The sequence below is a fragment of the Flavobacterium sp. U410 genome, from assembly GCF_053570605.1.
The window spans coordinates 13,446-39,832 of the sequence record NZ_JBSEFI010000005.1 but is presented as its reverse complement, the minus strand read 5'-3'; the positions used below and the strand labels follow the sequence as shown (position 1 = coordinate 39,832).

General features: G+C 33.2%; 22 protein-coding genes and 1 pseudogene. 15 read left to right on the top strand and 8 right to left on the bottom strand.

Features of this window, described 5'->3' with window-relative positions:
* Positions 1-54: 54 nt before the first annotated feature.
* The 3 genes from ACUSJC_RS05110 to ACUSJC_RS05100 all read left to right on the top strand — a co-directional run bounded on the left by ACUSJC_RS05110 (position 55) and on the right by ACUSJC_RS05100 (position 5,392).
* Positions 55-2,802, top strand: coding sequence for a reprolysin-like metallopeptidase (locus ACUSJC_RS05110; protein WP_449268475.1), 2,748 nt, complete (start codon positions 55-57; stop codon positions 2,800-2,802).
* Between the two features lie 163 nt (positions 2,803-2,965).
* Positions 2,966-3,991, top strand: a complete 1,026-nt coding sequence (locus ACUSJC_RS05105) for a hypothetical protein (RefSeq protein ID WP_449268474.1) — start codon at positions 2,966-2,968, stop codon at positions 3,989-3,991.
* A 9-nt stretch (positions 3,992-4,000) separates the two neighbouring features.
* Positions 4,001-5,392 carry a M64 family metallopeptidase gene (locus tag ACUSJC_RS05100; protein WP_449268473.1) on the top strand — a complete coding sequence of 464 codons (1,392 nt, stop codon included), beginning with the start codon at positions 4,001-4,003 and terminating at the stop codon, positions 5,390-5,392.
* A 73-nt stretch (positions 5,393-5,465) separates the two neighbouring features.
* Here ACUSJC_RS05100 and ACUSJC_RS05095 read toward each other — a convergent pair.
* From ACUSJC_RS05095 to ACUSJC_RS05080, 4 genes and pseudogenes are all read right to left on the bottom strand, one after another.
* A pseudogene (locus ACUSJC_RS05095) lies at positions 5,466-6,101 on the bottom strand (IS3 family transposase); the annotation flags it as partial.
* A gap of 189 nt (positions 6,102-6,290) precedes the next feature.
* A complete protein-coding gene (locus ACUSJC_RS05090; RefSeq protein WP_449268472.1) occupies positions 6,291-6,449 on the bottom strand; it encodes a hypothetical protein in 159 nt (52 codons plus the stop codon).
* Entirely contained in the window at positions 6,424-6,654 is a 231-nt protein-coding gene (locus ACUSJC_RS05085; protein ID WP_449268471.1) for a transposase, read from the bottom strand. The genes ACUSJC_RS05090 and ACUSJC_RS05085 overlap by 26 nt, the downstream gene beginning before the upstream one ends.
* A gap of 224 nt (positions 6,655-6,878) precedes the next feature.
* The gene (locus ACUSJC_RS05080; RefSeq protein WP_449268470.1) at positions 6,879-7,517 is read right to left on the bottom strand and encodes a hypothetical protein; all 639 of its coding nucleotides are present in this window, start codon (positions 7,515-7,517) and stop codon (positions 6,879-6,881) included.
* Between the two features lie 78 nt (positions 7,518-7,595).
* On the opposite strand from ACUSJC_RS05080, the gene ACUSJC_RS05075 reads away from it, so the two are divergent.
* The 7 genes from ACUSJC_RS05075 to ACUSJC_RS05045 all read left to right on the top strand — a co-directional run bounded on the left by ACUSJC_RS05075 (position 7,596) and on the right by ACUSJC_RS05045 (position 16,929).
* Positions 7,596-7,940 (top strand): hypothetical protein, encoded by a 345-nt coding sequence (locus ACUSJC_RS05075; RefSeq protein ID WP_449268469.1) that lies wholly within the window; start codon positions 7,596-7,598, stop codon positions 7,938-7,940.
* 94 nt (positions 7,941-8,034) lie between these two features.
* The gene (locus ACUSJC_RS05070) at positions 8,035-10,236 is read left to right on the top strand and encodes a TonB-dependent receptor (RefSeq protein ID WP_449268468.1); all 2,202 of its coding nucleotides are present in this window, start codon (positions 8,035-8,037) and stop codon (positions 10,234-10,236) included.
* Between the two features lie 13 nt (positions 10,237-10,249).
* Complete coding sequence (locus ACUSJC_RS05065; RefSeq protein ID WP_449268467.1) at positions 10,250-10,600, top strand: hypothetical protein; 351 nt, start codon at positions 10,250-10,252, stop codon at positions 10,598-10,600.
* 68 nt (positions 10,601-10,668) lie between these two features.
* Positions 10,669-13,038 carry a TonB-dependent receptor gene (locus ACUSJC_RS05060; protein WP_449268466.1) on the top strand — a complete coding sequence of 790 codons (2,370 nt, stop codon included), beginning with the start codon at positions 10,669-10,671 and terminating at the stop codon, positions 13,036-13,038.
* A 391-nt stretch (positions 13,039-13,429) separates the two neighbouring features.
* Positions 13,430-14,179: a DUF4625 domain-containing protein gene (locus tag ACUSJC_RS05055; protein WP_449268465.1), complete on the top strand. Its 750-nt coding sequence runs from the start codon at positions 13,430-13,432 to the stop codon at positions 14,177-14,179.
* Positions 14,180-14,245: 66 nt separating this feature from the next.
* Positions 14,246-14,719, top strand: a complete 474-nt coding sequence (locus ACUSJC_RS05050; protein WP_449268464.1) for a DUF4625 domain-containing protein — start codon at positions 14,246-14,248, stop codon at positions 14,717-14,719.
* 158 nt (positions 14,720-14,877) lie between these two features.
* Positions 14,878-16,929 (top strand): prolyl oligopeptidase family serine peptidase, encoded by a 2,052-nt coding sequence (locus tag ACUSJC_RS05045; protein WP_449268623.1) that lies wholly within the window; start codon positions 14,878-14,880, stop codon positions 16,927-16,929.
* A gap of 87 nt (positions 16,930-17,016) precedes the next feature.
* Here ACUSJC_RS05045 and ACUSJC_RS05040 read toward each other — a convergent pair whose 3' ends face one another.
* The 4 genes from ACUSJC_RS05040 to ACUSJC_RS05025 all read right to left on the bottom strand — a co-directional run bounded on the left by ACUSJC_RS05040 (position 17,017) and on the right by ACUSJC_RS05025 (position 21,669).
* Positions 17,017-18,006, bottom strand: a complete 990-nt coding sequence (locus ACUSJC_RS05040; protein WP_449268463.1) for an aspartate-semialdehyde dehydrogenase — start codon at positions 18,004-18,006, stop codon at positions 17,017-17,019.
* Between the two features lie 175 nt (positions 18,007-18,181).
* Positions 18,182-18,583, bottom strand: coding sequence for a large conductance mechanosensitive channel protein MscL (gene mscL, locus ACUSJC_RS05035; RefSeq protein ID WP_449268462.1), 402 nt, complete (start codon positions 18,581-18,583; stop codon positions 18,182-18,184).
* Positions 18,584-18,627: 44 nt separating this feature from the next.
* Entirely contained in the window at positions 18,628-21,069 is a 2,442-nt protein-coding gene (locus ACUSJC_RS05030) for a bifunctional UDP-N-acetylmuramoyl-tripeptide:D-alanyl-D-alanine ligase/alanine racemase (RefSeq protein ID WP_449268461.1), read from the bottom strand.
* Between the two features lie 3 nt (positions 21,070-21,072).
* A complete protein-coding gene (locus ACUSJC_RS05025) occupies positions 21,073-21,669 on the bottom strand; it encodes a thymidine kinase (protein ID WP_449268460.1) in 597 nt (198 codons plus the stop codon).
* A gap of 102 nt (positions 21,670-21,771) precedes the next feature.
* Here ACUSJC_RS05025 and ACUSJC_RS05020 point away from each other — a divergent pair, with 102 nt between their 5' ends.
* From ACUSJC_RS05020 to ACUSJC_RS05000, 5 genes are all read left to right on the top strand, one after another.
* A complete protein-coding gene (locus ACUSJC_RS05020) occupies positions 21,772-22,857 on the top strand; it encodes a hypothetical protein (protein ID WP_449268459.1) in 1,086 nt (361 codons plus the stop codon).
* Between the two features lie 94 nt (positions 22,858-22,951).
* Complete coding sequence (gene rsmI, locus ACUSJC_RS05015; RefSeq protein WP_449268458.1) at positions 22,952-23,629, top strand: 16S rRNA (cytidine(1402)-2'-O)-methyltransferase; 678 nt, start codon at positions 22,952-22,954, stop codon at positions 23,627-23,629.
* Between the two features lie 2 nt (positions 23,630-23,631).
* Complete coding sequence (locus tag ACUSJC_RS05010) at positions 23,632-25,539, top strand: AAA family ATPase (protein ID WP_449268457.1); 1,908 nt, start codon at positions 23,632-23,634, stop codon at positions 25,537-25,539.
* Positions 25,524-25,949, top strand: a complete 426-nt coding sequence (locus ACUSJC_RS05005) for an OsmC family protein (protein WP_449268456.1) — start codon at positions 25,524-25,526, stop codon at positions 25,947-25,949. Before ACUSJC_RS05010 ends, ACUSJC_RS05005 begins: the two co-directional genes overlap by 16 nt.
* A 52-nt stretch (positions 25,950-26,001) precedes the next feature.
* Positions 26,002-26,340 (top strand): HopJ type III effector protein, encoded by a 339-nt coding sequence (locus ACUSJC_RS05000; RefSeq protein ID WP_449268455.1) that lies wholly within the window; start codon positions 26,002-26,004, stop codon positions 26,338-26,340.
* Positions 26,341-26,387 lie beyond the last annotated feature (47 nt).

The window sequence follows — 26,387 nt, the reverse complement described above, 5'->3', positions numbered from 1 at the left end:
CTTGCTTTTTTTATTTTATATATTTGTTAGATTATATTAAAACCATACATAAAAATGAAAAAAACATTACTATTTGCTTTTTTTTCAGGAGTTCTTTTTGTTAACTCTATTCATGGTCAAAATGGAAGATTGTGGACAGAGGCCAAAAAAAGCGGCGTTGAAGTTAAAGTATCAGTTAGCAGAGAAAGTTTTCCTGTTAGCTATAAAACAAAATCACTTGATTTATTATCTTTTAGAAATCAATTGTCGAATGCGCCAGAAAGAAATTCAGGGAACTATTCGACTGTAGTTATTGAGTTGCCTAACGCAAACGGAGGATTTGATCGTTTCAGAATGTATGAAGCTTCTAATTTTGAAAGTGAGTTACAAGCACAATTTCCTGAAATTAGATCTTATGTTGGAGAAGGGATTGATGATAAGACAGCTATTTTGAGATTGAGCTCAGATCCAAAAGGAATTCAAACAGTAGTTTTTAGAGCAGGTAAAAGAAGTGAATTTATAGAGCCTGTATCAACGGATGGCTCTGTTTACGCTATTTATGAAGCGGGAAAAGAAAAAGGAAAATTACCTTTTACATGTTCTACTCAAGAGCAAGAATTAGTTGAAAATTATTCGGAAAGGTTGCAGAATACAGGGCGATCTAGCTCTGGACAGTTATTAACAATGAGGTTGGCATTGTCTTGTACGGCAGAATATTCAAATTATTTTGGTGCAACAAATGGACTTCAAGTTAATTCAGTTTTAGCGGCTTTTAATGCGACTATGACTAGAGTTAATGGAGTTTTTGAAAAAGATTTTGCTATTCATTTGAATATTATAGCAAATACAACAAATGTTATTTACTATAATCCATCAACAGATCCTTATTCTGCGTTAACCGGTACAGATACAAATAACAATAATGTTGATGATGGTATGGAGAACTGGAATTCTGAACTACAGTCTACATTAACTTCTGTTATTGGAGAGTCAAATTATGATGTAGGTCATTTATTTGGTGCTTCAGGAGGAGGAGGAAATGCAGGTTGTATAGGATGTGTTTGTGTTAACGGACAAAAAGGAAGTGGTTACACGTCTCCAGCAAATGATATTCCGGAAGGTGATACTTTTGATATTGATTATGTTGCTCATGAGTTAGGACACCAATTTGGTGCAAATCATACATTTTCTTATGGAAGCGAGGGAGCTGGAGTGAATATGGAAGTTGGTTCTGGATCTACTATTATGGGATATGCTGGAATTACAAATTATAATGTTCAAGCACATTCTGATGATTATTTTCATGCTGTAAGTATTGCTCAGGTTCAAGCTAATATGACAAACAAGACATGTCCGACTGTAACAGCTATTACACATGGTGCGCCAGTGGTAAATGCAGGTGCAAATTATACAATTCCTAAAAGTACACCTTTTATGTTGACTGGATCTGCAACTGATGTAGGTGGAGGAACATTGACATATTGCTGGGAGCAATATGATAATGTTGGATTTGGAGGAACGGGTGCTGGTTCTGCTGCTTCTGCAACGAAAACAACTGGGCCTAACTGGAGATCTTATAACCCAACAATAAGTCCTGTTAGATATTTTCCTACAATGTCTTCTATTATGGCTGGTTCAACAACTACTCAAGGAGATGATATAGCTGTTGAAGCTTTGAGTTCAGTGGCTAGAACACTTAATTTTAGATTAACTGTTAGAGATAATGTATTGGGGCAAGGACAAACGGGTTATGATAATGCGGTTGTGACAGTTGATGATACAAAAGGCCCACTAACTGTTACATCTCAGAATGCTGATAATTTAGTTTGGACTCCAGGTACTGCAGAGACTATTACTTGGGATGTGAATAATACAAATACTATGTCTGGCGCAACAAATGTTGATATTCTATTGTCAACAGATGGGGGACAAACTTGGGGTACAACTTTAGTTTCTGCTACTGCCAATGATGGTTCAGAAACAATTACAGTTCCTAACGTTACAGCAGCTAACTGTAGAGTAATGGTAAAAGCTTCAGCTAATGTTTTCTTTAATGTTAATGTGAAAAATATTGCTATCGGGAATTATACTTATCAAACTCAGAATATTTGCGAGGATTATGTTTTTAATTTTGGTAGTTATCCAATTCCTGAAAGTAGCTCTCAGTACACGGGGTATTCATTATCTATAGACGATTCTTTTGTTTTAACAGACGTTAATATTAATCCTGTACTTACACATTCTAATGTTGGAAATCTATATTATGGAATTAGACCACCCTGGGCGTCATCAGGTGTAACAAGGATGAGTTCTGGATCTTGTTCTGGTAGTGCAAATATTGATTTAATGTATGATTCTGAAGGATCATCTGTAAATTGTAGCAATACGATTAGTGGTGCAGCTACTACACCTTTAGATACATTCACAGGATTTAATGGTAATAATGGAGCAGGTAGTTGGTTGTTTTTTATAACTGATGTAAATGTAGGAGATGGTGTTACAGGTACAATAGAGGAAATCACATTAAACTTATGTCATACAGAAAGTGTACCTGTATTAGCAGCAGAAGCTTTTGAAACAAATGATTTTGTATTATATCCAAATCCAAACAATGGTTCATTCAATTTACAGTTAACAGCTGTTTCAGATAAAGTTGCTGTAAATGTTTACGATATGAGAGGAAGATTAATCTTAAGTCAACAAGTTCAAGCAAATGGCTTGGTTAATGAAGCTATTCAATTAAATAATGCGCAAGCAGGAATTTATTTAGTAACAATTGAAGATGGTGCTAGAAAAGTAACTAAGAAAATTGTTGTTGAATAATTAATTATATATTATATAATTATGCTATTTAAAATGCCTAATCTTTAAAAAGATTAGGCATTTTTCTTTAAAAGAAAAATGATTTTTATCTCATATTTTTTAATATAAACTGTCATATTTTTAAACATAAACTGTATATTTAAGAATTAAATAATATATACTTATGAAATCAAAATTCTTATTTTCCACATTAGTTATTTTTATGAGCTATTCTTTTAAAGCTCAAGTAACAGAGAGTACAAACACAGTGACTTCTTCTTCTAGTTATCTAGGTACTTCAAATAATTATGATGTAATTTTTAAAAGAGGAAACTCTAATTCTGGTATTATTTCAAACAATTCCGTCTCTTTTGGCTTAGGATCTGTAGCTGGAGTTTATGATGTAAGTATAGGTTATGGGGCAGGATTAAATGATCAGGGAGTGAATAATGTGTTTGTAGGAACTTATTCTGGTCGTGCATGTACTCTAGTAGGAACCAATTGTATGTTTTTACCAGAGCCTTTAAATAATGTTACATTTGTTGGTTACAGAACAGGAGAAATGTCAGTTGGTGATGGAAATGTTTTTTTAGGATCTAGTGCTGGAATGGAGACAACAGGTAATGACAATATTATGATAGGGAATGAATCAGGAAAAGAAATTACAGGATCTAACAATATTATAATTGGGAAGAGTGTTGTAGAAAATCAAACGTTAAGTAATTCATTAATAATAGACTCTTCTCAAGATGCATATCCGTTGATCTTTGGAGATTTTTCTCAAAATCAATTAAAGTTCAATGGAAAAGTTGGTGTTGGGTATGGTTTTTCAAGTTATCCTACCTCAATTGGTAGTGTAGATATATCAGCATACAATCTTTTTGTAAAAGGGGGTGTTCTTGCGGAGGAAATTCGAGTTACATTACAAAGCAATTGGGCTGATTATGTTTTTAGCGAAGATTATAATCTGCCTACTCTAAATGAGGTGGAAAAGCATATTAAAGAAAAAGGGCATTTAATTAATGTTCCTAGTTCAAAAGAAATCAAAGAAAGTGGAATAGATTTGGGAGAAATGGCGAAAATTCAGCAAGAAAAAATAGAAGAACTTACGTTGTACCTTATTGAGCAAAAAAAAGTTAACGAATCTCAAGAAGAACAGATTAAAGAATTAAAGGATTTAGTTCAATTATTGTTGGAAAAATCTAAATAATATAAGAATATGAAAAATATTATATTTCTATTTCTTATGCTTTTTTTATCGAAAGTTAATAGCCAAGTCACACTAGAAACGTATTATGAAACTAGTAATTCCCAAATAAATATTTATTTAGTTTCCCAAGGGTATGATAGTGCTCATATGAGTGAATTTAATTCATTTGTTTCAGGTTTTCTTAATCAACTTTGGTCAACGACTCCTTTTGATGAATTTCAATCTAATTTTAGAATAATTTTAGTTAGAGATGTGGCAGCTACAAATGGTTATCCCAAGGCTTTTAACCAATTTGATCCTGCTTATGTGTGCTCTGGAGGAAATACAACAGGATCTGAAGATTATACGACCTTCAAAACTAGAATGGACAATTTAATTGCTAATAATATTTCAGGGTATGATGAAAAATCGTATTTAATTGCTGTTTTTAACAATCAATATTATACTGCTGGAGGTGGCGAGTATACTTTTACTTCTAGCTATTGTGGTAATACAATGATGTATAATGTTGCGATACATGAATTTGGTCACACATTTGGATTACTGGGTGATGAATATGGATCAACAACAGCAACGGTTGACCCCGATGATTTTCCTTTGTTTTATAATAGAAATGTTACAGACCAGACATCACTTAGTAATATTCCATGGAAATACCTTATTGACTCATCAACACCTATACCAACATGTTATTTCGGTTCTTCTTGTTCTTATACTGTTCCTGGACTGTATGAGGAAGCTAATTATGTTGCTACTGGCTGGTATAGACCACAGAATAACTGTAAAATGAGAAACGTAAATCAGTCTTTTTGCTCAGTTTGTCAAGATTTGTTAAGAGAAACAATAATTAAGCATCTTTGTCCTACTGATTCGGCTATTACAGAAAATTTTATAAATAAACATCAGTATTTAATGCATTGGAGAAAGGCAAGTAATAGTTTGTCTTCACATTCAGTAATTGGAGAAGAAATTAGTGTTACTTTTTTATCCCAAAATGAAGTACTGTTGACAGATGGCTTTACATCTAAAAACGGAAGTGATTTTTTGGCAACTGTTGGGGACTGTAATACGATAGATTTACATAATGAATACAGAATCTCTGGAAGAAATGCTCTTGATTATGATAAAGAAATTTTAAATGTAAATGTAAAAGAGGAGATTGATTTTGTATTATATCCAAATCCTAATAACGGTTCATTCAATTTACAGTTAACAGCTATTTCAGATAAAGTTGCTGTAAATGTTTATGACATGAGAGGAAGACTAATCTTGAATAAACAAGTTCAGGCAAATGGTTTGGTGAATGAAGCAATTGAATTGACTAACGCGCAAGCTGGAATTTATTTAGTCACAATTGAAGATGGTGCTAGAAAAGTAACTAAGAAAATTGTTGTTGAATAATTGTTATATTCAAATGTTAAATAAAAAGAGCGCTCTAAAGTAGACTGCCCAAAAAGTTTAGACAAATTTATAATTAATTTTGACAATAATGAGCTCGATATTGTATCGGGCTCATTTTGTTTAAATTTGATTTAATTTTTTCGTTATTATAGTAGATTATATATTGTTTTATTTCCTTTTTTAATTCATCTATTGTTCTGAACTTTTTTATATAAAAAAGTTCAGATTTTAAGATTCCAAAGAAATTTTCAATGATAGCATTATCTAAGCAATTTTCTTTTCTAGACATACTTTGCTTGATACCTTTTTGCTTTAATAGTTGTTGGTATTGCTTCATTTTATATTGCCAACCTTGGTCTGAATGTAATGTAATATTGTTTGTATTGGATACTTTTTTAGAAGCTTTTTTAAACATCGTTACTACTTGATTAAAAACTGGTCGTGATAACTCATAACTAATAATTTCTTGGTTAAATAAGTCTATAATAGGTGATAAATACAATTTTTTTCCAAAGACATTAAACTCGGTTATATCTGTTGCCCATTTTTGATTGGGAGCAGTAGCTTTAAAATTTCTTTCTAAAATGTTTGGTGCTATTTTGCCGTGCTCTCCTCTGTAAGATTTGTACTTTTTCACTCGAATAATACTTTTTAACCCGAATAACTTCATTAATCGTAAAACAATTTTATGATTAATAATGATTCCTTTGTTTTGAAGTTCATCAAGTTATATATCGATACCCGTAGCGTCCTTTATGAGTATGATAAATTGACGTTATTAATTCTTTAATTGCTTTATATTTATCTGGTGATTTGTTTTTCGTAGTAATAAAACTACTTTGCACCATTTTTGTTTGATTTAAAAGCATCTTTAAATCAAACTCGTGCCTTAATTCCATTATGGCTTGCACTTTTTGGCTATTTCTTCGGCTTGAATCAAGGCTTGTAACTTTTTTAAAAAGGCAAGTTCACAACGTAATGCTTCATTTTCTAATAAAAGTTCTTCCTCTCTTGTTAATGGCTTGTCAGATTTACGTTTTTTTTCGTTTAAAATCACTCATAGATTTTGGTCTGCCTTTTGGTTTAGAATGTAAGCCTTCTAATCCAAAGGTAGCAAAATCTATCCGCCATTTAAGAATAACTGAATCCGAAGTGATGTTAAATTTCAAACATGCTTCACTTAAGGATGAATATTCTTCTGTAATAGATTCTAAAACTTGCAGCTTAAATGCAACAGTATAATTTCTGTTTCGTCTTGGCAACAAACCAGGTTTATTAAATTCTTTATAGAAATTACTCCATTTTCTAATATTGGATTCATTTACCCCTTTTTTATGTGAAACATATTCATATGAATGACCTTTTTCTAAAACTCATTGTACGCATTTAAGTTTAAATGCATAATCATACTTGACTTTTCTTTCCATAAAAATGCCCCCAAATAGTGTCTGACTTTTTGGAGGCAGTGCAAAATGAGTCGCTTTTTTTAATTGTATTCTACAAATATCAATTTGAATGTTCCGTTGGTTATAACTTTTACATCAGTAGGATTATTAGAATTATAAAGCTTACATGAAATCGAACCTGTTAAAATTACCGTTTGAAATACTCCATCGACAGCATTAGTTTTGGTTGCATATGATATTCTACTCCCTGTTTGACTACCAGCTAATGTCGTATAATAATTCTCGTCCTGATCAACATATGTTAAGCTAACTCCTTTAATCCAATTCATATCATCATCATACGTAATAAAATTATTTGGCAAATCATCAAAAGTACTGTAGAAAGCCGCAGTTTCATCGCTTTCCGAAGTACTTTGAAACATATTATGCATGGTTAAATCAATTGATGGATAATCAGCCATTGCACTCATTGGCAACATATATCCTGTATAATAAAAAGACTTATCAAATCCGTTTCCATTATATCCATTCCCATAAGAATGATAATGTGTCGGAAAAAGAATATCTTCTTCTACATATTGAAAAGCATTTCCATCCATTGTCGCTTTAAAAAATGCAACCGTACCCATAGGATTATCAGGATTATCATTATTGTTCGAATCATCACTGCTACACGAAGCAAAAACAGTAATTAAAGCAATTAAAAATAATTTTCTCATTTCTTTAGTGTTTTTTTTAAAGTTATACGCACAAATATATTATCTTAATGTTTAAAAAAAAATACTACTTTTGTAATCGTGAATAAAAAGCTAGCAATACTTAATATCATTTTGATGCTTTCGGTGCTATTTGCCGTAAGTTATCAGTCTTTACATGCTTTTTCACATCACCACGAAGTGGTTTCGCATTGTGCTGAACACAATGATTCCACTCAATCCAAATTTAAAAAAGTAATTTCTGAGAAAGAAGATTGCCTTGTTTGTGATTTCAAATTCACCAGTTTTCTTTCTCCGGAAATTTTCACTTACACTCTTTTTTCTCCTTTTAAAATAAGTCCGTACTCTTTCAGCATTAAAGAAGCAACCAGTTTTTTTTGCGGAAGTTTATTTGCTCACAGAGGGCCTCCTGTTTTATTTGTTTAATTATAAAAAAGCAACTGTTATTTTTTAACAGTACTTACCCATTGCGTTCTAACATTGGGTAATTATTCTTTTATATCATTTTAAAACAAATAACATGAAATATCTATATACACTTGCCCTAGTATTGGTAAGCACTTTGGCTTTGAGCCAACAAAAAATATCCGGTAAAATCACTAATGAATCAGGAACTCCTTTGCCATTTGTATCGCTTCATTTGGTTGAAAATAACGATTATACAGAAACCGATGCGGACGGAAATTATCAATTAGAATCAGTTCCTAAAGGAAACATTACTCTTGTTGTGTATTTATTTGGTTACGAACAACAAACCTTAAAATTCAATTCATCAGACGTACAAGAACAAAATTTTACCCTAAAAGAAAAAGAACAACATTTAGACGAAGTCATTGTTTCCACCGCTTTTAATAAAATTCAATCGCAAAACGTGATGAAGGTTTCGCATGAAACCATGGAGGACTTGCAAAAGAACGGTTCGGTTTCTTTGATGGATGGTTTAACTACAATTCCGGGCGTAAGCCAAATTTCAACCGGAACGTCTATTGGTAAACCGGTAATCAGAGGCTTGAGTTCTAATAGAGTTCTAACCTATGCGCAAGGTGTTCGTTTGGAAAACCAACAATTTGGCGAAGAGCATGGCTTAGGTTTAAGCGCTTCAGGAATTGAGAGCGTTGAAGTCATCAAAGGACCTGCTTCCTTGCTATATGGTTCAGATGCTATTGGTGGTGTTTTGTATTTTAATCCTGAAAAATACGCCTCAAGCAATAGTACCAAAGGAAATATCTTTCAACAATTGGCATCAAACACACAAGGTACTAATACTTCTTTTGGCATCAAATCTTCTCCAAGTAATTGGAAATTTTTATTGCGTGCCAATTACAATTCGCAAACAGATTACAAAATTCCTTCGGGCGACAGAATCATCAATACGCGTTCTATTGAAAAAGATCTGAAATATGGCATTGGCTATGCTAATTCTCATTTTTCAACGGACATTCGTTACAATTATAACCAATTGAATTTGGGTTTACCTGAAGAAGACATTGAAAATTCAGGATTCCGCAGTCCATTGTATCCCAAACAAGATATTGACAATCATATTTTGAGTTTAAACCAAAAAGTGTATTTCAAAAATTCGAAGTTAGAAGCCGATTTTGGGTACACTTTTAACAACAGAAAAGAGTTGGAAGATATTGATGAAATTGCTTTACACATGAAATTAAAAACAGGCAATTACAACATCAAATACTATTTACCAAAATGGAATAATCTGGAAACGATTGTTGGTGTACAAGGAATGCATCAAACCAATAGTAACTTTGGTGAAGAAATGTTGATTCCGGATGCTACAGTTAACGACTTTGGAAGTTTTATTACTTCGAATTACGAATGGAACACCAATGTTTTACAAGCCGGAATTCGTTTTGACAATAGAAATGTATCAACTTCTAATCACGGAACTCTAGGTGAAGAAGGCTACTTTGAAGCGATTGACAAAAAGTTCAACAGCTTTAATTTTGCTTTGGGTTACAAAACAAACATTACAGAAAAAATCATCAGCCGGATTAATTTGGCTTCCGGTTTTAGAGCTCCAAACTTATCAGAACTTACTTCAAACGGCGTTCACGAAGGAAGCAATCGTTATGAAATTGGGAACCAAAATTTAAAGAACGAACAAAATTTTCAAGCTGATTTGAATTTGGAATACAAAAGCGAGCATTTTGAATATTTCATTAATGGTTTCTACAATCACATTAACAACTACATTTTTATTTCGCCAACCGGAACTATGTTAGACGATAATTTTGTTTACGAATACTCACAAAACAACGCAACCTTATATGGCGGAGAAACCGGAATTCACCTGCATCCTCACCCAATTGACTGGTTGCATTTTACGAGTAGTTATGAACTAGTTATTGGCGAACAAAAAGGTGGCGACTATTTACCTTTGATTCCGGCGAACCAATGGAAAAACACAGTACGAGGTGAGTTTGAATTGGGGAAATGGTTCCAAAAAGCATTTGCTAATCTTCAAGTGAATTATACTTTTGATCAAAATAACATCAGTTCGTTTGAGACCAAAACTAATGATTATACGTTGGTTAACCTTGGTGTTGGCGGAACTATTAAACTTCAAAAAATGAAATTTGATGTTTCTTTAAATGCTAAAAATTTATTAGATAAAACTTATGTCAATCATTTGTCTCGTTTAAAAAGTGACGGCATTTCCAACATGGGACGAAATATTGTTTTAGGAATCAATTTTGATTTTTAATTAAACTCATTCGGTGAAGAAAAGGCTTGCCATATTGAATTTCATTTTGATGCTTTCGGTAATTTTTACTGTTAGCTATCAGTCGTTGCATGCCTTTTCGCATCATCATTCGGAAGTTTCCGTTTGTCATTCAAATCCCGATACACACAAAAAAAGTTTCAAACATAAGATTTCTGAAAAAGAAGATTGTCCAATTTGTGATTTCAAATTTACCAGCTTTCTTTTTCCTGAAATTTTCACTTACAGCTTTTTTTATCCGACTTTAGCTATTCCTTATTCTTTCAATAGTAAAGAAGCTTCTAGCTTTTTTGTTGGAAGTTTATTTGCTCATCGAGGTCCTCCTGTTTCTGTTCAATTGTATTAATTACTAAAAATTCGTCAAGCAATTATGCTTGATGAAGAACTCTATTTTTTAATTCAGAACAGAACAAAATGCGATATTTTTATCTTCATTTAGTCCTGCTATTTTGCAGCTATTCTGCTTTTTCACAATATACTGTGAGCGGAAAAATTTCAGACGAAAACAACAATCCTTTAGCGGAATGTCATATACACATTCAAAATAAAAACACCATTACCCAACAAAATGGAGAGTATGTTGTTTTTGGCATCCCAAAAGGGAAACACAGCTTATTCATTTCCTATATTGGGTACGAACCTATTGACACCACAATAGTTGTAACTCAAAATTTGATTTTAGATTTTAAAATGAAACCCTCTGTTTCTTTTATCAATGAAGTCGTTGTGAAAAGTGATGGAATAGTACAAAAAACCAAAAAAGAAACAGCGCAAGATCTTGAAATCATTAGTCAGGACTTTATTGAAAAAAATATAGGAGGAAGCTTAATGCAATCACTGGAGAAAATCGGAGGGATAAACACGCTTTCTATTGGCTCAGGGCAATCCAAACCTATCATAAGAGGACTAGGATTCAATCGAGTTGTAGTAACTGAAAACGGGATTAAGCACGAAGGGCAACAATGGGGTTCTGATCATGGCTTAGAAATAGATCAGTATGCAGTAGAACAAGTTCAAATCATAAAAGGACCGGCTTCGTTGCAATACGGTTCAGATGCTATCGGAGGTATTATCGCTATAGAGAAAAATAAAATCCCGAAAAAGAATAGTTTAGGTGGTTCATTGGTACTCACCGGAAAAACGAACAATTCGTTTTTTGGTTCTTCGCTCAATGTGTTCAAAAGAAAAGAAACTGTTTTTTTTGATACTCGAATTACTTACAGCGGTTATGGTGATTATAAAGTACCGACAGATCATATCACAATTTATTCGTACCGAGCACCTTTGTACAAGAACAGACTGCGGAATACTGCCGGAAATGAATTCAACCTACACTTTTCATCAGGAGTTATTAAAAAGAACTTTCGTTCCGTTTTTTACATCAGTAATTTAAATACTAAAACCGGACTTTTTGCAAATGCTCATGGATTAGAACCTCGAAACGTGAATACTGAACTTCACGATGCTTCTGATAGAGATATTCAAAATCCATCGCAAAGTGTAAATCACTTCAAAGTAATTAATCGCACAAAATTTGATTTTAGGAAGTATACTTTGGAATTTGATTTGGGGTATCAAAACAATTTTAGAGAAGAATTTAGCGATTACATCAGCCATGGATATATGCCTTCAAATTATCCTGAAACGTTAAACATAAAAGAAACTTTAGAGAGAGGATTTCATAAAAACGTGTATTCTTTTAATGGAAAAATAAGCTTTGATTTAGACAACCACACCATCACTTCCGGAATAAACGCAGAGCATCAAAACAACGCTATTGACGGATGGGGTTTTATTATTCCGGCTTATCACCAATCGAATTTAGGATTTTTTCTTTATGATAAAATTCGATTAGGAGCGAAAACGATACTTCATACCGGAATTCGTTACGATTATGGAACGATAAAAACAGAACGTTATTTTGATTGGTTTACAACTCCTATTGACGGAAATAATGAATACCTGCAACGCTCTGTTTCTTTAAAAAAAGACTTCAGTAACTTTAGTTGGTCTGTTGGCGTAAATCATAACTTAGAACATTGGTTATTAAGAGCAAATATTGGCAAAAGTTTCCGTATGCCAATAGCAAAAGAATTAGCATCAAATGGCGTCAATTATCACCAATTTAGTTATGAACTAGGAGATCCCAACTTATCGCCTGAGATTGCCTATCAATTGGATTTAGGAGCTACTTGGCAAAAAGGCAAAATCTATTTAGATGTCAATCCTTTTCTAAACTATTTTTCTAATTACATCTACTTGAATCCCACACCTGAATATGATTATGCTTACGGAGCCGGAAATCAAATTTATGAATACACCGAAAGTAAAGTTTTTAGATACGGTGGAGAACTGAAATTAGACTATCAATTTAACGATCACTACACAGCTGGCATTGTGGGAGAATATGTGTATTCTGAACAGCAATCGGGAGCTAAAAAAGGGTATACTTTACCTTTTTCACCGCCACCTTCAATACTTTTACATATCGACTATTCAAAAAAATTTAATCAAAAATTTGGACGTGTTTCTACTACGATTGACTTCAAATATGTAGCTGCTCAAAACAATATTGTACCGCCAGAAAACAAAACTCCTGACTACCAAGTGACCAATATTGGTTTAGGAAGCGACATCAATTTTGGAAAACAAAAAATAAACATCAACCTTCAAATTCAAAATGTATTTAATAAAAAGTATTTCAATCATACTAGTTTCTATCGTTTAATTGGAGTTCCTGAACCCGGAAGAAACATTGTTTTACTAGTTAAAATACCTTTTTAACTCAAGATGCGGAATAATCAAAATAAAAATATAATTCTTCAGATTAGTATTTTAATGTTAATCTTCTTGTTCTGTAGCTCATTGCTATTTGGACCATTACATTATGTTTTTATTTCACATGAAAACAATCATGATTCAAAATCAACAACTCTTCTTTCAAAGAGTTCTTATGATTGCCCAATATGCAAGTTTCATTTTTATTCTTTTTATGAAGTTTCTTCTTTATTCAAAGAGTTACTATCCGTTACACAAAATCACAAGGCAATATACTCATTTACAGACCATTTAAATTCCATCTCCTTAATGTATAAAAAAGGGAGAGCCCCACCTTTTGAAACAACCTAATCACTAGAATTAAAATTAAAAAACTTTTAAAAATTTAAAGAATCACATGAAAAAACATATCACAAAATTTGCCCTTTTTATAGCCTTAACTTCATTTTTAACATCATGTAGTAGTGATGATGACAATTCAACTACATCTACAGACTCTATATCCATAGAACTTACAGAAGTAGGCTTAGAAAATAGTGGTTATGCAACTGCTGGAAACGATTTACATCTTGAGGCTGAAATTGTAGCAACTGCCAAAATTTCATTAATTACTGTTGAAATACATAACGAAAATGATAGTTCTATTGAAGAAATTGTAGCATCTTTTACAGATTATTCAGGAATGATTAATGCTGAGTTTCACAAACATATTGATATTCCTGCTAGTCAACCCGCTGGAGATTATCATTTGCATTTAACCGTAATTGATGAAAATGGAAATACTAAAACTGTAGAGACAGAAGTAGCGATTTTAGCGAATACTGATGATCTGTTTCAAATTACAATTGACGAATTAGGCACAGGAACTGTTGGTAGTTCTTCTGTAAATGCAGGAAGTGATCTCCATATTGAAGGTACTATAGTTTCAACAAACCCTATAGCGACTATTGAAATAGAGATTCATAGTTCTGGTGCTCCTGCTATCGAAGAAACCTATACAAATTATGCAGGATTAACGACAGCAGACTTTCATGAACATCTAGATATTCCTGCCAGCCAACCCGCTGGAGATTATCATTTTCACTTTACAGTAACTGATAGTTTAGGGAATTCTTCTACAGTAGAATATGAATTAACTATTAACTAACTTTCATAAAAATGGCTGCTTCTACTATAGTAGAAAGCAGTCATTTTTCTAATTAAAACAAACATTATGAAAAAAACAATCTTTTTCGCCTTGATCTTAGGTTTCATGATACAAAGTTGTAGTAATGATGATAATAATGAGAAAGACACCACAAAACCAGAAATTGATTTAACGATTACTGATGCTTTTCCTAACAGTTGTACTAGTGTCTCGAAAGGAAGCACAATCCCTTTTAAAGCTCTTTTTACAGATAATCAACAATTAGGAGCCTATAGCATTAATATTCACAATAATTTTGATCATCATAGTCACGATACTGAGGTTGATTCTTGTGATTTAGACCCAATAAAAAATGCTGTAAATCCTTGGACAGTCACGTTAACTTTTTCTATTCCTGAAAATTCCCAAGAATTCATAGCAGAACAGGAAATTTTAATTCCAACAGATATTGACACAGGAGATTATCATTTTATGATTCAACTTACTGATGCCGAAGGTTGGTCTACTATGAAAGGAATCAGTATTAAAATCACTGAATAAAATTTTAGTTCTATACAGTAAATAAATGTTGCGTTTTGATACAGCATTTGTTTATTTAACAATTCTTTAGATTTCATTTTTTTACTTTTGTTTTTGTAATTAATTTATTTCAAATGAAAAAAACAATAACCATTACTGCTATTGTTTGTTCCTTAACTATGAATGCACAAACAAAAATTCCGTATCCTAAAACCAAAAAAGTAAAGCATACTGATGTTTACTTTAACAGTAAAGTAGAAGACCCTTATCGCTGGCTAGAAGATGACAGAAGTTCTGAAACCGAAGCTTGGGTAAAAGAAGAAAACAAAGTAACTTTTGACTATCTGAATCAAATTCCTTTTCGAGCTACTTTAAAAAGTCGAATGGAACAACTATGGAACTACGAAAAAGTATCGGCTCCTTTTAAACGAGGTAATTATACTTATTTCTACAAAAATAATGGTCTCCAAAATCAATCAGTTTTATACCGAAAAGACAAGAATGGAAACGAAGAAATTTTCTTGGATCCAAATACCTTTTCTAAAGATGGAACGACTTCTTTAGACGGTTTAAGTTTTACTAAAGACGGAAGTTTAGTTGGCTACTCTATTTCAGAAGGTGGCAGTGATTGGCGAAAGGTTATCATTTTAAAAACCGAAACGAAAGAAATCGTTGGCGACACAATAGTTGATGTGAAATTCAGCGGTATTTCTTGGTACAAAAACGAAGGTTTTTATTATTCAAGTTATGACAAACCTAGTGGAAGCGAGCTTTCAGCTAAAACGGATCAGCACAAATTGTACTTCCATAAATTAGGTTCTTCTCAAAAACAAGATAAAGTTGTTTTCGGTTTAGACGAAAAACGGAGATACGTTGGTGGTTATGTGACCGAAGATGAAAAGTATTTAGTAATCTCAGCAGCAACAGCTACTAACGGAAATGAATTATACATTAAAGACCTTTCCAACAATAGTGCTATTGTTACCATTGTCGATAATTTTGACAGCAATAATGACGTCTTAGACAATAAAGGTTCGCTCTTTTATCTTGTAACCGATTTTAAAGCACCTAATAAGCGAATCGTAACTTTTGATTTAGCAAATCCAAAACAAGAGAACTGGAAGGATTTTATTCCGGGAACCGAAAATGTATTATCGCCTACTAAAGGAGCCGGATATATTTTTGCCGAATATATGAAGGATGCCGTTTCTCAAATTAAACAGTATGATTATGAAGGGAAATTAATTCGTGAAATTGAATTACCAGGTATTGGAACTGCAGGCGGATTTGGCGGTAAAAAGGAAGAAACTACTTTATATTATTTATTTACCAATTATGTAACTCCAGGAACCATTTATGAATTTGATCCAAAATCAGGAGATTCAAAAGTTTACAACAAACCAAAAGTAGATTTCAAATCGGAAGATTATGAGTCTAAACAAGTTTTTTATACTTCAAAAGATGGCACAAAAGTTCCTATGATTATTACCTATAAAAAGGGAATAAAGTTAAACGGCAAAAATCCGACTATTTTATACGGTTATGGTGGCTTCAACATTAGTTTAACTCCAAGTTTTAGTATTGCTAATGCGGTTTGGATGGAAAACGGCGGAATTTATGCCGTAGCAAATTTACGTGGTGGTGGTGAGTATGGTACAAAATGGCACGATGCCGGAACGCAGATGCAAAAACAAAATGTGTTTGACGATTTCATTACAGCTGCCGAATATTTAATTCAGGAGAAATATACATCATCTGATTATTTAGCTATAAAAGGAGGCTCAAACGGAGGTCTATTAGTAGGTGCTGTAATGACACAACGCCCCGATTTAATGAAAGTAGCCATTCCGCAAGTTGGTGTTTTAGATATGTTGCGTTACCATACTTTTACCGCAGGTGCGGGTTGGGCTTACGATTACGGAACAAGTGAACAAAGTCAAGAAATGTTTGATTATTTAAAAGGATATTCGCCGGTTCATAATATCAAAAAAGGAGTAAAATATCCAGCTACTTTAATCACAACAGGTGATCATGACGATCGCGTAGTTCCAGCACATAGTTTTAAATTTGCAGCTGAACTACAGGAAAAGCAAAGTGGAACAAATCCGGTTTTAATTCGGATTGACGTTAATGCCGGACACGGTGCCGGAAAATCAACCGAAGCAATTATTAACGAACAAGTAGATATTCAAGCTTTTGCTTTATACAATATGGGGATAAAGAAAATATAATACCAAAAAAATAAAAGAGCGCTTTGCACTGCCCTCAAATAGTGTCTAACTTTTTGGGGGCAGTGCAATTGAGTCGCTTTTTTTAATTTATACTAAACCGTTTGCAATTAAATATTCTCCAATTTGAATGGTGTTGGTTGCGGCTCCTTTTCTTAGGTTGTCGGCAACGATCCATAGGTTAACGGTATTAGGTTGACTTTCATCTCTTCTAATTCTTCCTACGAAAACTTCATTTTTACCTTGAGCATGAATTGGCATCGGATAGGTAAAAGTTTCCAAATTGTCCTGAACTTCAACTCCAGGTGTATTGCTAAGGATAGTTCTTAATTCGTTTACGTCAAAATCATTTTCAAATTCGATGTTAACCGCTTCACTGTGACCACCTACTACCGGAATTCTGATAGCTGTTGCAGTAACTGCAATAGTGTTATCGTTTAATATTTTTTGAGTTTCACGCACTAATTTCATTTCTTCTTTAGTGTAACCGTTGTCTTCAAAAACATCACATTGTGGAATAGCATTTCTGTGAATCGGGTATTTGTAAGCCATATCGCCTTCAATGCCATGGTATTCATTTTCTAATTGTTGAACCGCTTTAACACCTGTACCTGTGATAGATTGGTAAGTTGAAACAACAATTCTTTTGATTTTATATTTTTTATGTAAAGGTGCTAAAGCCATTACCATTTGAATGGTAGAACAGTTTGGATTAGCAATAATTTTGTCTTCTTTAGTTAATTCATTAGCATTGATTTCCGGAACGACTAATTTTTTAGTAGCATCCATACGCCAAGCCGAAGAATTGTCGATAACTGTAGTTCCGGCAGCAGCAAATTTTGGTGCCCAATCTAACGAAGTTTGACCTCCGGCAGAAAATAAAGCAATCTCCGGCTTCATGTCAATAGCCGTTTGCATACCTACTACCTTATAGGTTTTACCGTTCCATTCTAAATCTTTACCAACTGATTTCTCTGAAGCCACAGGGATGAGTTCCGTAACCGGAAAATTTCTTTCTTTTAAAACCTGAAGCATAACTTCGCCTACCATTCCGGTAGCGCCTACTACTGCTACTTTCATTTGTCTATTTATAATATTTTTTATTTTACAAAGGTAAATATATTTTAACCTGAAAAAATTATTTTTAAATAAATATAACAAAAATTTAAATTCATAACATTTAATATAAAAAAACCACACTTTTTGAGTGTGGGTTAGTTAGAATATATAGTGTAGTGTTACGTGATCGAAACAATTATTTTTTCAATAAATCTCTGATTTCAGCTAATAATTCTTCTTGAGTTGGTCCGGCTGGTGGTGCAGGAGCAGGAGCTTCTTTTTTCTTCATTGCATTTACTCCTTTTACAATCATGAACATTACAAAAGCAACTATAATGAAATCAATTAAGTTGGTTAAGAACTCGCCCCAAAGTACAGAAACTTCTCCTTCAACAATACCTTCGGCATTAGCAACACCTTCAATAATAGTCCATTTTAAATCTTTAAAATCTGATTTAAAAATTAAACCAACTAATGGAGAAACAATTCCTCCGGTAAAAGAAGAAACAACTTTGTTGAAAGCTGCACCCATCACAAAACCTACTCCAATATCGATTAGGTTTCCTTTCATTGCAAATTCCTTGAATTCTTTAAGCATAAAAAAATATTTTAGTTTTCAATAACGAATATAAGTAAAATCTTTTAATTTTTGTAAAAAACGCGTTTTACCCTTTGCGAAATACTGGTTAATATTTCATAAGGAATGGTATTTAGGATTTTAGCCAATTCAATTACTTTTGGGTTTTCGCCAAAAATAATAACATCATCACCTTCTTTACAAGCAATATCAGTTACATCAGTCATCAAAGTATCCATACACACATTTCCTATGATAAAAGCTTTTTGGTCATTAATGAGAACATAGCTTTTTTGGTTGCCCAAAGCTCTGCGAATGCCATCAGCATAGCCAATAGGAATAGAAGCAACTCTTGTCGTTTTTTCAACCATAAATTTCCGGCTGTAACCCACAGATTCGCCCGGTTCCACTGTTCTAATTTGAGAAATGATACTTTTCAAAGTGCTCACATTAAGCAAGTGTTGGTTCTCATAGTCTGAATTTCCAATGCCATACAAACCAATTCCCAAACGAACCATTTCCATTTGCATTTCAGGATAATGAAAAATTCCCGAAGTATTCAAAATATGACGAATAGGTTTTAGGTGTAAAGCGTCTATTAGTTTTTCGGAATTTTCACGATACCGTTTAAATTGTTCGTGTGTAAAAGTGTCAAATTGTTGGTCATCGCTTCCGGCTAAGTGTGAAAAAATACTTCTCACCATAACGAAGTTATTGTTTCGTAAAACCGAAATCAATTCGTCAAGATGAGCTGTTTCAAAACCCAAACGATGCATACCAGTGTCAAGCTTAATGTGAATAGGATATTGCGCGATATTTTTCTCCTGAGCTACTTTTAAAAAACTTTGCAAACCGCTAATCGAATAAATTTCGGGTTCCAAGTCGTAAGCAATCATAGTGTTGAAGCTATAATTTTCAGGGTTTAAAACAATAATCGGAGTGGTAATCCCGGCTTTTCTCAATTCAACACCTTCATCTGCAAAAGCAACACCCAAGTAATCAATTTTATGATGTTCTAATAATTTTGCAATTTCAAATCCGCCGTTTCCGTAACCAAAAGCTTTCAGCATCACCATAATTTTGGTTTCCGGTTTTAATTTGGATTGGTAAAAATTGAGGTTGTGAGTTATGGCATCCAAATTGATTTCCATAACCGTTTCGTGTTTTTTCTCTTCCAGCAAAACAACAATTTCGTCAAAATTGAAACTTCTTGCGCCTTTGACCAAAACCGTTTCATTTTGGAACGATTGCGTGTTGAATTGCTTCAAAAATTCGGCAGTAGAAACAAAAGAAATCACATGAGGTAATTCGCTCAAATAACTCGAAATGGTTTCGCCAATGGTGATAATGCGGTCAATGTGATTGCTCTTTAAGCTTTTAAAAACTTTTTGGTACAAAACATCAGTCGGTAAACCACTTTGAAAAATATCCGATAAAATAATGGTTTTCTTCTGATACAGTTTTTGTTGTTCTAGAAAATCTAAAGCTATTTTTAAAGATTGATAATCGGATGAGTATGAATCGTCAATGATCACGCAATTGTTAATTCCTTTTTTGGCTTGCAAACGAATTTCAATCGGGTATAAATTTTGAATACGCTCTGTAATTATAGCAATTGGGATGTTTAAATGCAATAAAACGCCAATGCAACTCATAGCATTTTGAATCGAAAATTCATCTGTAAAAGGAAGCGTTATTTCAAAAGTTTGGTCTTGGTAAACCAAAGTCAGACGAGTAATTGTATTTTCTGTCGATTTTTTGGCTACAAAAAGAGTAGCATGTTCATCGGTATAACTCCAAGTGAGTTTGGGTTGCGAAATATGTGGTTCAACCAAAGGATTTTTCTCCAAAACAACTAGTGAACAATGGTTGAAAAGTTTTGTTTTTTCGACTATTTTTTCTTCTTGCGACAAGAAACCTTCATCATGCGCCGAACCAATTGAGGTAAAAATTCCAATATTAGGTTTTATAATGTTTTCCAGTTTGTCCATTTCGCCTTTTTGCGAAATTCCGGCTTCAAAAATTCCTAAATTATGGTTTTCATTAATGCCAAAAATCGACAATGGAACGCCAACTTGTGAATTATAACTTTTAGGACTTCTAACTATGTTGTAATCCGGACTCAATAAAAAATTAAGCCATTCTTTTACAATAGTTTTTCCGTTACTTCCTGTAATTCCAATCAGTGGAAAAGAAAACAAACTTCGGTAATAAGTCGCCATTTGTTGCAAAGTAACCAAGGTGTTTTCAACTATTAAAAAATTAGCTTGGTTTTCTAATCCGCTAGGAATATGTTGCACCACAAAATGATGAACTCCTTTGTTGATGAGTTGTTGAATGTATTGGTGACCGTCGTGGTGCGAACCTGTTAAAGCAAAAAATAAAGTGCCATTTCCATTTTGCAAAGAACGGCTATCTATAGAAATGTTTTCAGGTTTGAAATCTTCAAAACTGCCCACAACTTTTGCGTTAAGCGCTGAAATAATGCTTGTAATAGAAAAAGTCACCCGTTATTTGTTGTTTTCTTTGTTTTTCTTCATCGCTCTAAAAAAAGCGGCGCGGCTAAGTGGTTCATATTCTTCGGTTTCGCCTAATAAAACTAACTTGTCGTCTTGCGATTTTCTAAAGCTGTAATTGGCTAAATTTCCCGTTCTGGTGCAAACCGCGTGAACTTTAGTTACATATTCGGCTGTAGCCATCAAAGCAGGCATCGGCCCAAACGGATTGCCTTTAAAATCCATGTCTAACCCGGCCACAATAACGCGAATGCCTTGGTTGGCTAAATCGTTACAAACGGCCACAATCTCATCATCAAAAAATTGCGCTTCGTCAATTCCAACCACATCGCAACCTTGTGCCAAAAGCCGAATATTCTCGGCAACCGGAACTGGAGTAGAACGAATTTCATTAGCATCGTGTGACACCACCATTTCTTCATGATAGCGCGTATCAACGGCCGGTTTAAAAATTTCTACTTTTTGTTTGGCAAATTGGGCACGCTTTAATCGACGGATTAACTCTTCGGTTTTACCCGAAAACATTGACCCGCAGATCACTTCGATCCAGCCAAATTGTTCAGATTGGTTTACAGTATTTTCGAGAAACATTTTGTATCTTTCGGGAAATTAATATTAAATTCTGCTACATTTGTAGCTTCAACAAATTTATTAAAAAAGCATCCATATTTTCAATTTCTATTCCATAAAGTTATGAAGAAAAAGTTAGAAGGAGAGTTAATCAGTATAGCGCATAGGGTTTTGAAATTAAAAAACCGTTCTGAGACTAAACAATTACAGGAAGAAGCTAAAAAATTATATGAACAATTGACCATTTTACGTTTTTACGAAGAAAATTTTGAAGCCGTAAAAGAGGAAATTGCACCGGAAATTTTAGAGGAAAAATTAGAAAGCTTTGTTTCTGAAAAGGTTATTGAAGAGGTTGTTGAAGTAGCAAAAGAGAATATAGAAGAAACAGTTGGTACTGAAGTTGAAACCGAAATTGAAGTTGAGGAGCCAACAGTAGAAGAAGAGTCAGCTTTTGAATCTAATGTAGCAGCGGAAATTGTAGCTGAAGAGTCAGTTATAGAAGAAGAACCTATTGTTGAAGAACCAGTTGAAACTGAACTAACTGAGCCAGAAGCAGAAGAAAAACCGGTTACAGAACCTATTGCGCAACCGCAAGTAGCTTTGTTTGATGATGTTTTTGCCGCCGATTATCAAGAGTTAGATTTTGTAAAAGTTGAAGATATTCCGCAGGAAATAGAACAAGTTGCCGATTTAACATTTGAAGAATCGCCAAAGGTAGATGATTCAATGGTTGAAGAAATAGAAGAAGAAATTGTAGCTCAAGCTGAAACCGAAGAACAAGAGAAAATTGTAGCTGAAGAGCCTGTTTTCGAGCAAGAGCCGGAAATAGAACAACCTGTTGTTGAAGAGCAGCCCGAGCCTGTTTTCGAAACTAAAATTGAAGTAGAAGAACCAAAAGTTCAGGAAATTGTCATTGAAAAAGTGCCCGAAGTCGTTTTTGAAGAGCCAAGAACAATGTCGCTTAACGATCGCTTGAATAAAGGTGGAATCAACATAGGTCTCAACGACCGATTGGCTTTCGAAAAGAAACTTTTTGCCGGAAGCACCGACGATTTCAACCGCGTATTATCGCAATTAAATACCTTCGATTCGTTTGACGAGGCCAAAGGATTCATCGAAAGTTTCGTGAAACCTGATTACAACAATTGGGAAGGAAATGAAGCTTATGAACTTCGTTTCTTGGAATTTGTAGAAAAGAGATATTTATAAAATTAGGGTGTTCCCTTTCAGGGCGCGCTTTCACTACTCGCTTCCCGCCTTGCAAAGACGGGAGAGCTCAAACAAACCGTTCAATCGCTAACACATGGGAAAACTGTTCCTTGTACCCACACCTATTGGTAATTTAGAAGACATGACCTTCAGAGCCATCAAAGTGCTCAAAGAAGTAGATTACATTTTAGCCGAAGACACACGCACCAGCGGAAAATTGTTAAAACATTTCGAGATTGCTACGCCCATGCAAAGTCACCACATGCACAACGAACACAAAACCGTTGAAAATTTGGTAAAACGCTTGCAAGGTGGCGAAACCATTGCATTGATTAGCGATGCAGGTACGCCAGCAATTTCCGATCCTGGTTTTTTGTTAACCCGCGCTTGTGTTGAAAATGGCGTTGAGGTCGAATGTCTTCCGGGAGCTACAGCTTTTGTGCCAGCCTTGGTAAACAGCGGATTGCCTAACGATAAATTTGTGTTCGAAGGTTTTTTACCCGATAAAAAAGGACGTCAAACCCGATTTTTGGCCTTAGCCGAAGAAACCCGAACCATGATTTTTTACGTTTCACCTCATAAATTAAACAAAACCCTAGCGGAATATGTGCAATACTTTGGCGCTGATAGACCGGTTTCAGTTTCTAGAGAAATTTCAAAACTACACGAAGAAACCGTTCGCGGAACTGCCGAAGAAGTCTTAAAACATTTCGAAGCCAAACCTGCAAAAGGAGAAATTGTGGTTTGTGTGGGTGGGAAAAACTTTAAGTGAGAATGTATTTAAATATTAGAAAATCAAGTGATAAAATTAAAGAGTTCCATGAAGGATCTGATTTTTTATATTTTTTTGAAAAAGAAAACCTCTTTGTTCAAAAAGATGCAGACTCTATAATTGAAAATGTAAGCAGAATTAATTTTTTTGTTGGGTCAAATAATTCAGGTAAAAGTAGATTTTTAAGAGGACTATTCAAGATTGATGACGATTTATTGGTGGCAATGACTGATAAGTTGACTTTTGGTGATTTATTGGGTAAGTTGAAGTCGTTTGAAGTTGATTTAATTGAGTTTTTTAATAATGAAGATTTTAAAGGGATTTTTTCTTTTTTAAATAAATTACAAGAAGATTCAATAGTTGAATTTGATTTAATGAATAACCAACATAGATTTTCTGAATTATTTAAATCGAATGATTTATTATTTTCAAAAATAAATAGTTTAGAAGAAAATTTTGAATTTTATCATTCCTTTGTTGAACTTAATGTCAATATAGAAAGACTTAGAAAGGCAATTTTGTTTTTCAATGAAAACAAGAGGGAAAGAAAGTTGTATATACCTGTTTTAAGAAATTTGACCAAAAACCAAAATCTTTCAACTGATCTATTTGATAAAATTATTGAGCAAAATTATAATATTAAATCTAATGTTTTTACTGGATTGGATTTATATAATGAATTGTTAAAACTAAAAACTTCTCCTGTAAATGAAAGAAAGAAAATTAAAGCATTTGAAAAGTTTCTTTCTGAAACTTTTTTTGAAAATCAACTAGTTGAAATTACAGCTAGTAATACGCCAGAACATACCACTATTCTTTTTTCTTTAAATGAAATTGAATTTCCAATTTTTAATATTGGTGATGGTATACAACAATTAATCTTAATTTTATTTCCCATTTTTACGGCAAAAGATAATACTTGGTTTTTTATAGAAGAGCCGGAGACTCATTTACATCCCGGTCTACAAAGGTTATTTATTGAAACTTTATTAAAAAACTCTTTTTTAAAAGAAAAAAAACATAAGTATTTTTTTACCACACATTCTAATCATTTTTTAGATGTTTCTTTAGATTCAGAAGAAATATCAGTTTATCAATTTCAAAAAGAAGGTTCAGAAAAATTTAGAGTAAAAAATATTAGACCAAATAAAAAAACGTTAGATTTATTGGGAGTAAATAATTCGTCTGTATTTTTAGCAAATTCTTCCATTTGGGTTGAAGGTCCTACTGACAGAAAATATGTTTCAAAGTTTTTGAAGTTATATTGTATTCATAATAAACTTCAAAATTTAAAAGAAGATATTGATTTTGCTTTTTTTGAATATGGTGGGAATTTAATTGAGCATTATCTTTTTGATAAAGATTTTGATGAATTATTTTCTGAAAAAGAAGTTAGAGATAAAATAAACTCATTTGCATTATCAAATAAAATTTATTTGTTAGCAGACAATGATAATGCAAAGGGGAAAAAATTAATGAGACGACAAGAGTTAGAGAAATTATCTTCTGATAAATATTTTAAATATCAAAATACTGATTATAAGGAAATTGAAAATCTTTTGCCAGTTTCAATTATTAAAAGTTTTTTAAGGCTATTGGTTATTAACGAAGAAGATTTAAAAAAAATAGACAATATTAGCTTTAAACATGAAGATTATTTCTCAATTGGATTAGGTAGATTCATAATGGATTTATTTGATAAAAATGATATTAAAAAATATAAGTCATTCAAAGTTGAAGGAAATGGAGAAACGTTAAAAACTTCATATAAATCAAAACTTTGTGAAATGTTTGTTGATTTAGAGACGACATATAAAGAACTAGTTTCTGAGAATGATAAATTAAATGATATAGTTGAAGATTTGTATTATTTTATAAAACCAAAAGATATAACATGGCAACAAACATAGTAACCACAACTTGGAAAGGAAAAATGCAGTTTGAATCCACAAATCCTAGTGGTGAAACTTTATTAATCAATACAGCACCGGAAAACGGTGGAGAAGGTGCCGGCTTGCGTCCAAAGGCTTTGATGCTTTCGGCTTTGGCGGGATGTTCGGGTTTAGATGTGGCTTCTTTAATTGAAAAAATGAAGTTAGAGGTCGACGATTTCAAAATTGAAACTATTGCCAATTTAACCGAAGAGCATCCAAAAATATACGATGCTGTTACCGTAGAATATCATTTTTATGGCAGCAATTTAAACGAAGTCAAATTGCAACGCGCTGTAGATTTATCAGTAGAAAAATATTGCGGCGTAATGGAAATGTTCCGCCAGTTTGCTAAAATCGAAATTAAAACGATTTATCATTACAATTAACAATGTGCCATTTCGACCAAAGGAGAAATCACATAATCAAGATAATTTTTTTATGACAATTAATAATTTACTTGAAGCTGTGCAAAATTCGGAAATTCTTGAATTTTCAGTGGTTATTGCCGTTATCGATACGCATTTTGAATTTACGCCAACTACTTTTACCAATGGTTCTGCAACAAACGAAGCCAATAGCAATAACGGTTCGTGTAAAGTGTTTTCGTTTGCTAAAATGAACCAACTAAGTCCATCTGAAACACTGTTTTTATTTGGTGAACACTATCAAAAAGTTCTTGCCACACCAACAGAAACCGATCATCAAAACATTAGAAATTTTATGCAAACCGGTTGGGAAGGAATTTCTTTTGAAGGAAATGCTTTAGTGTTGAAATAGCCTTGTCATTTCGACCGAAGGGAGAAATCACATAATCAGAGTTGAGG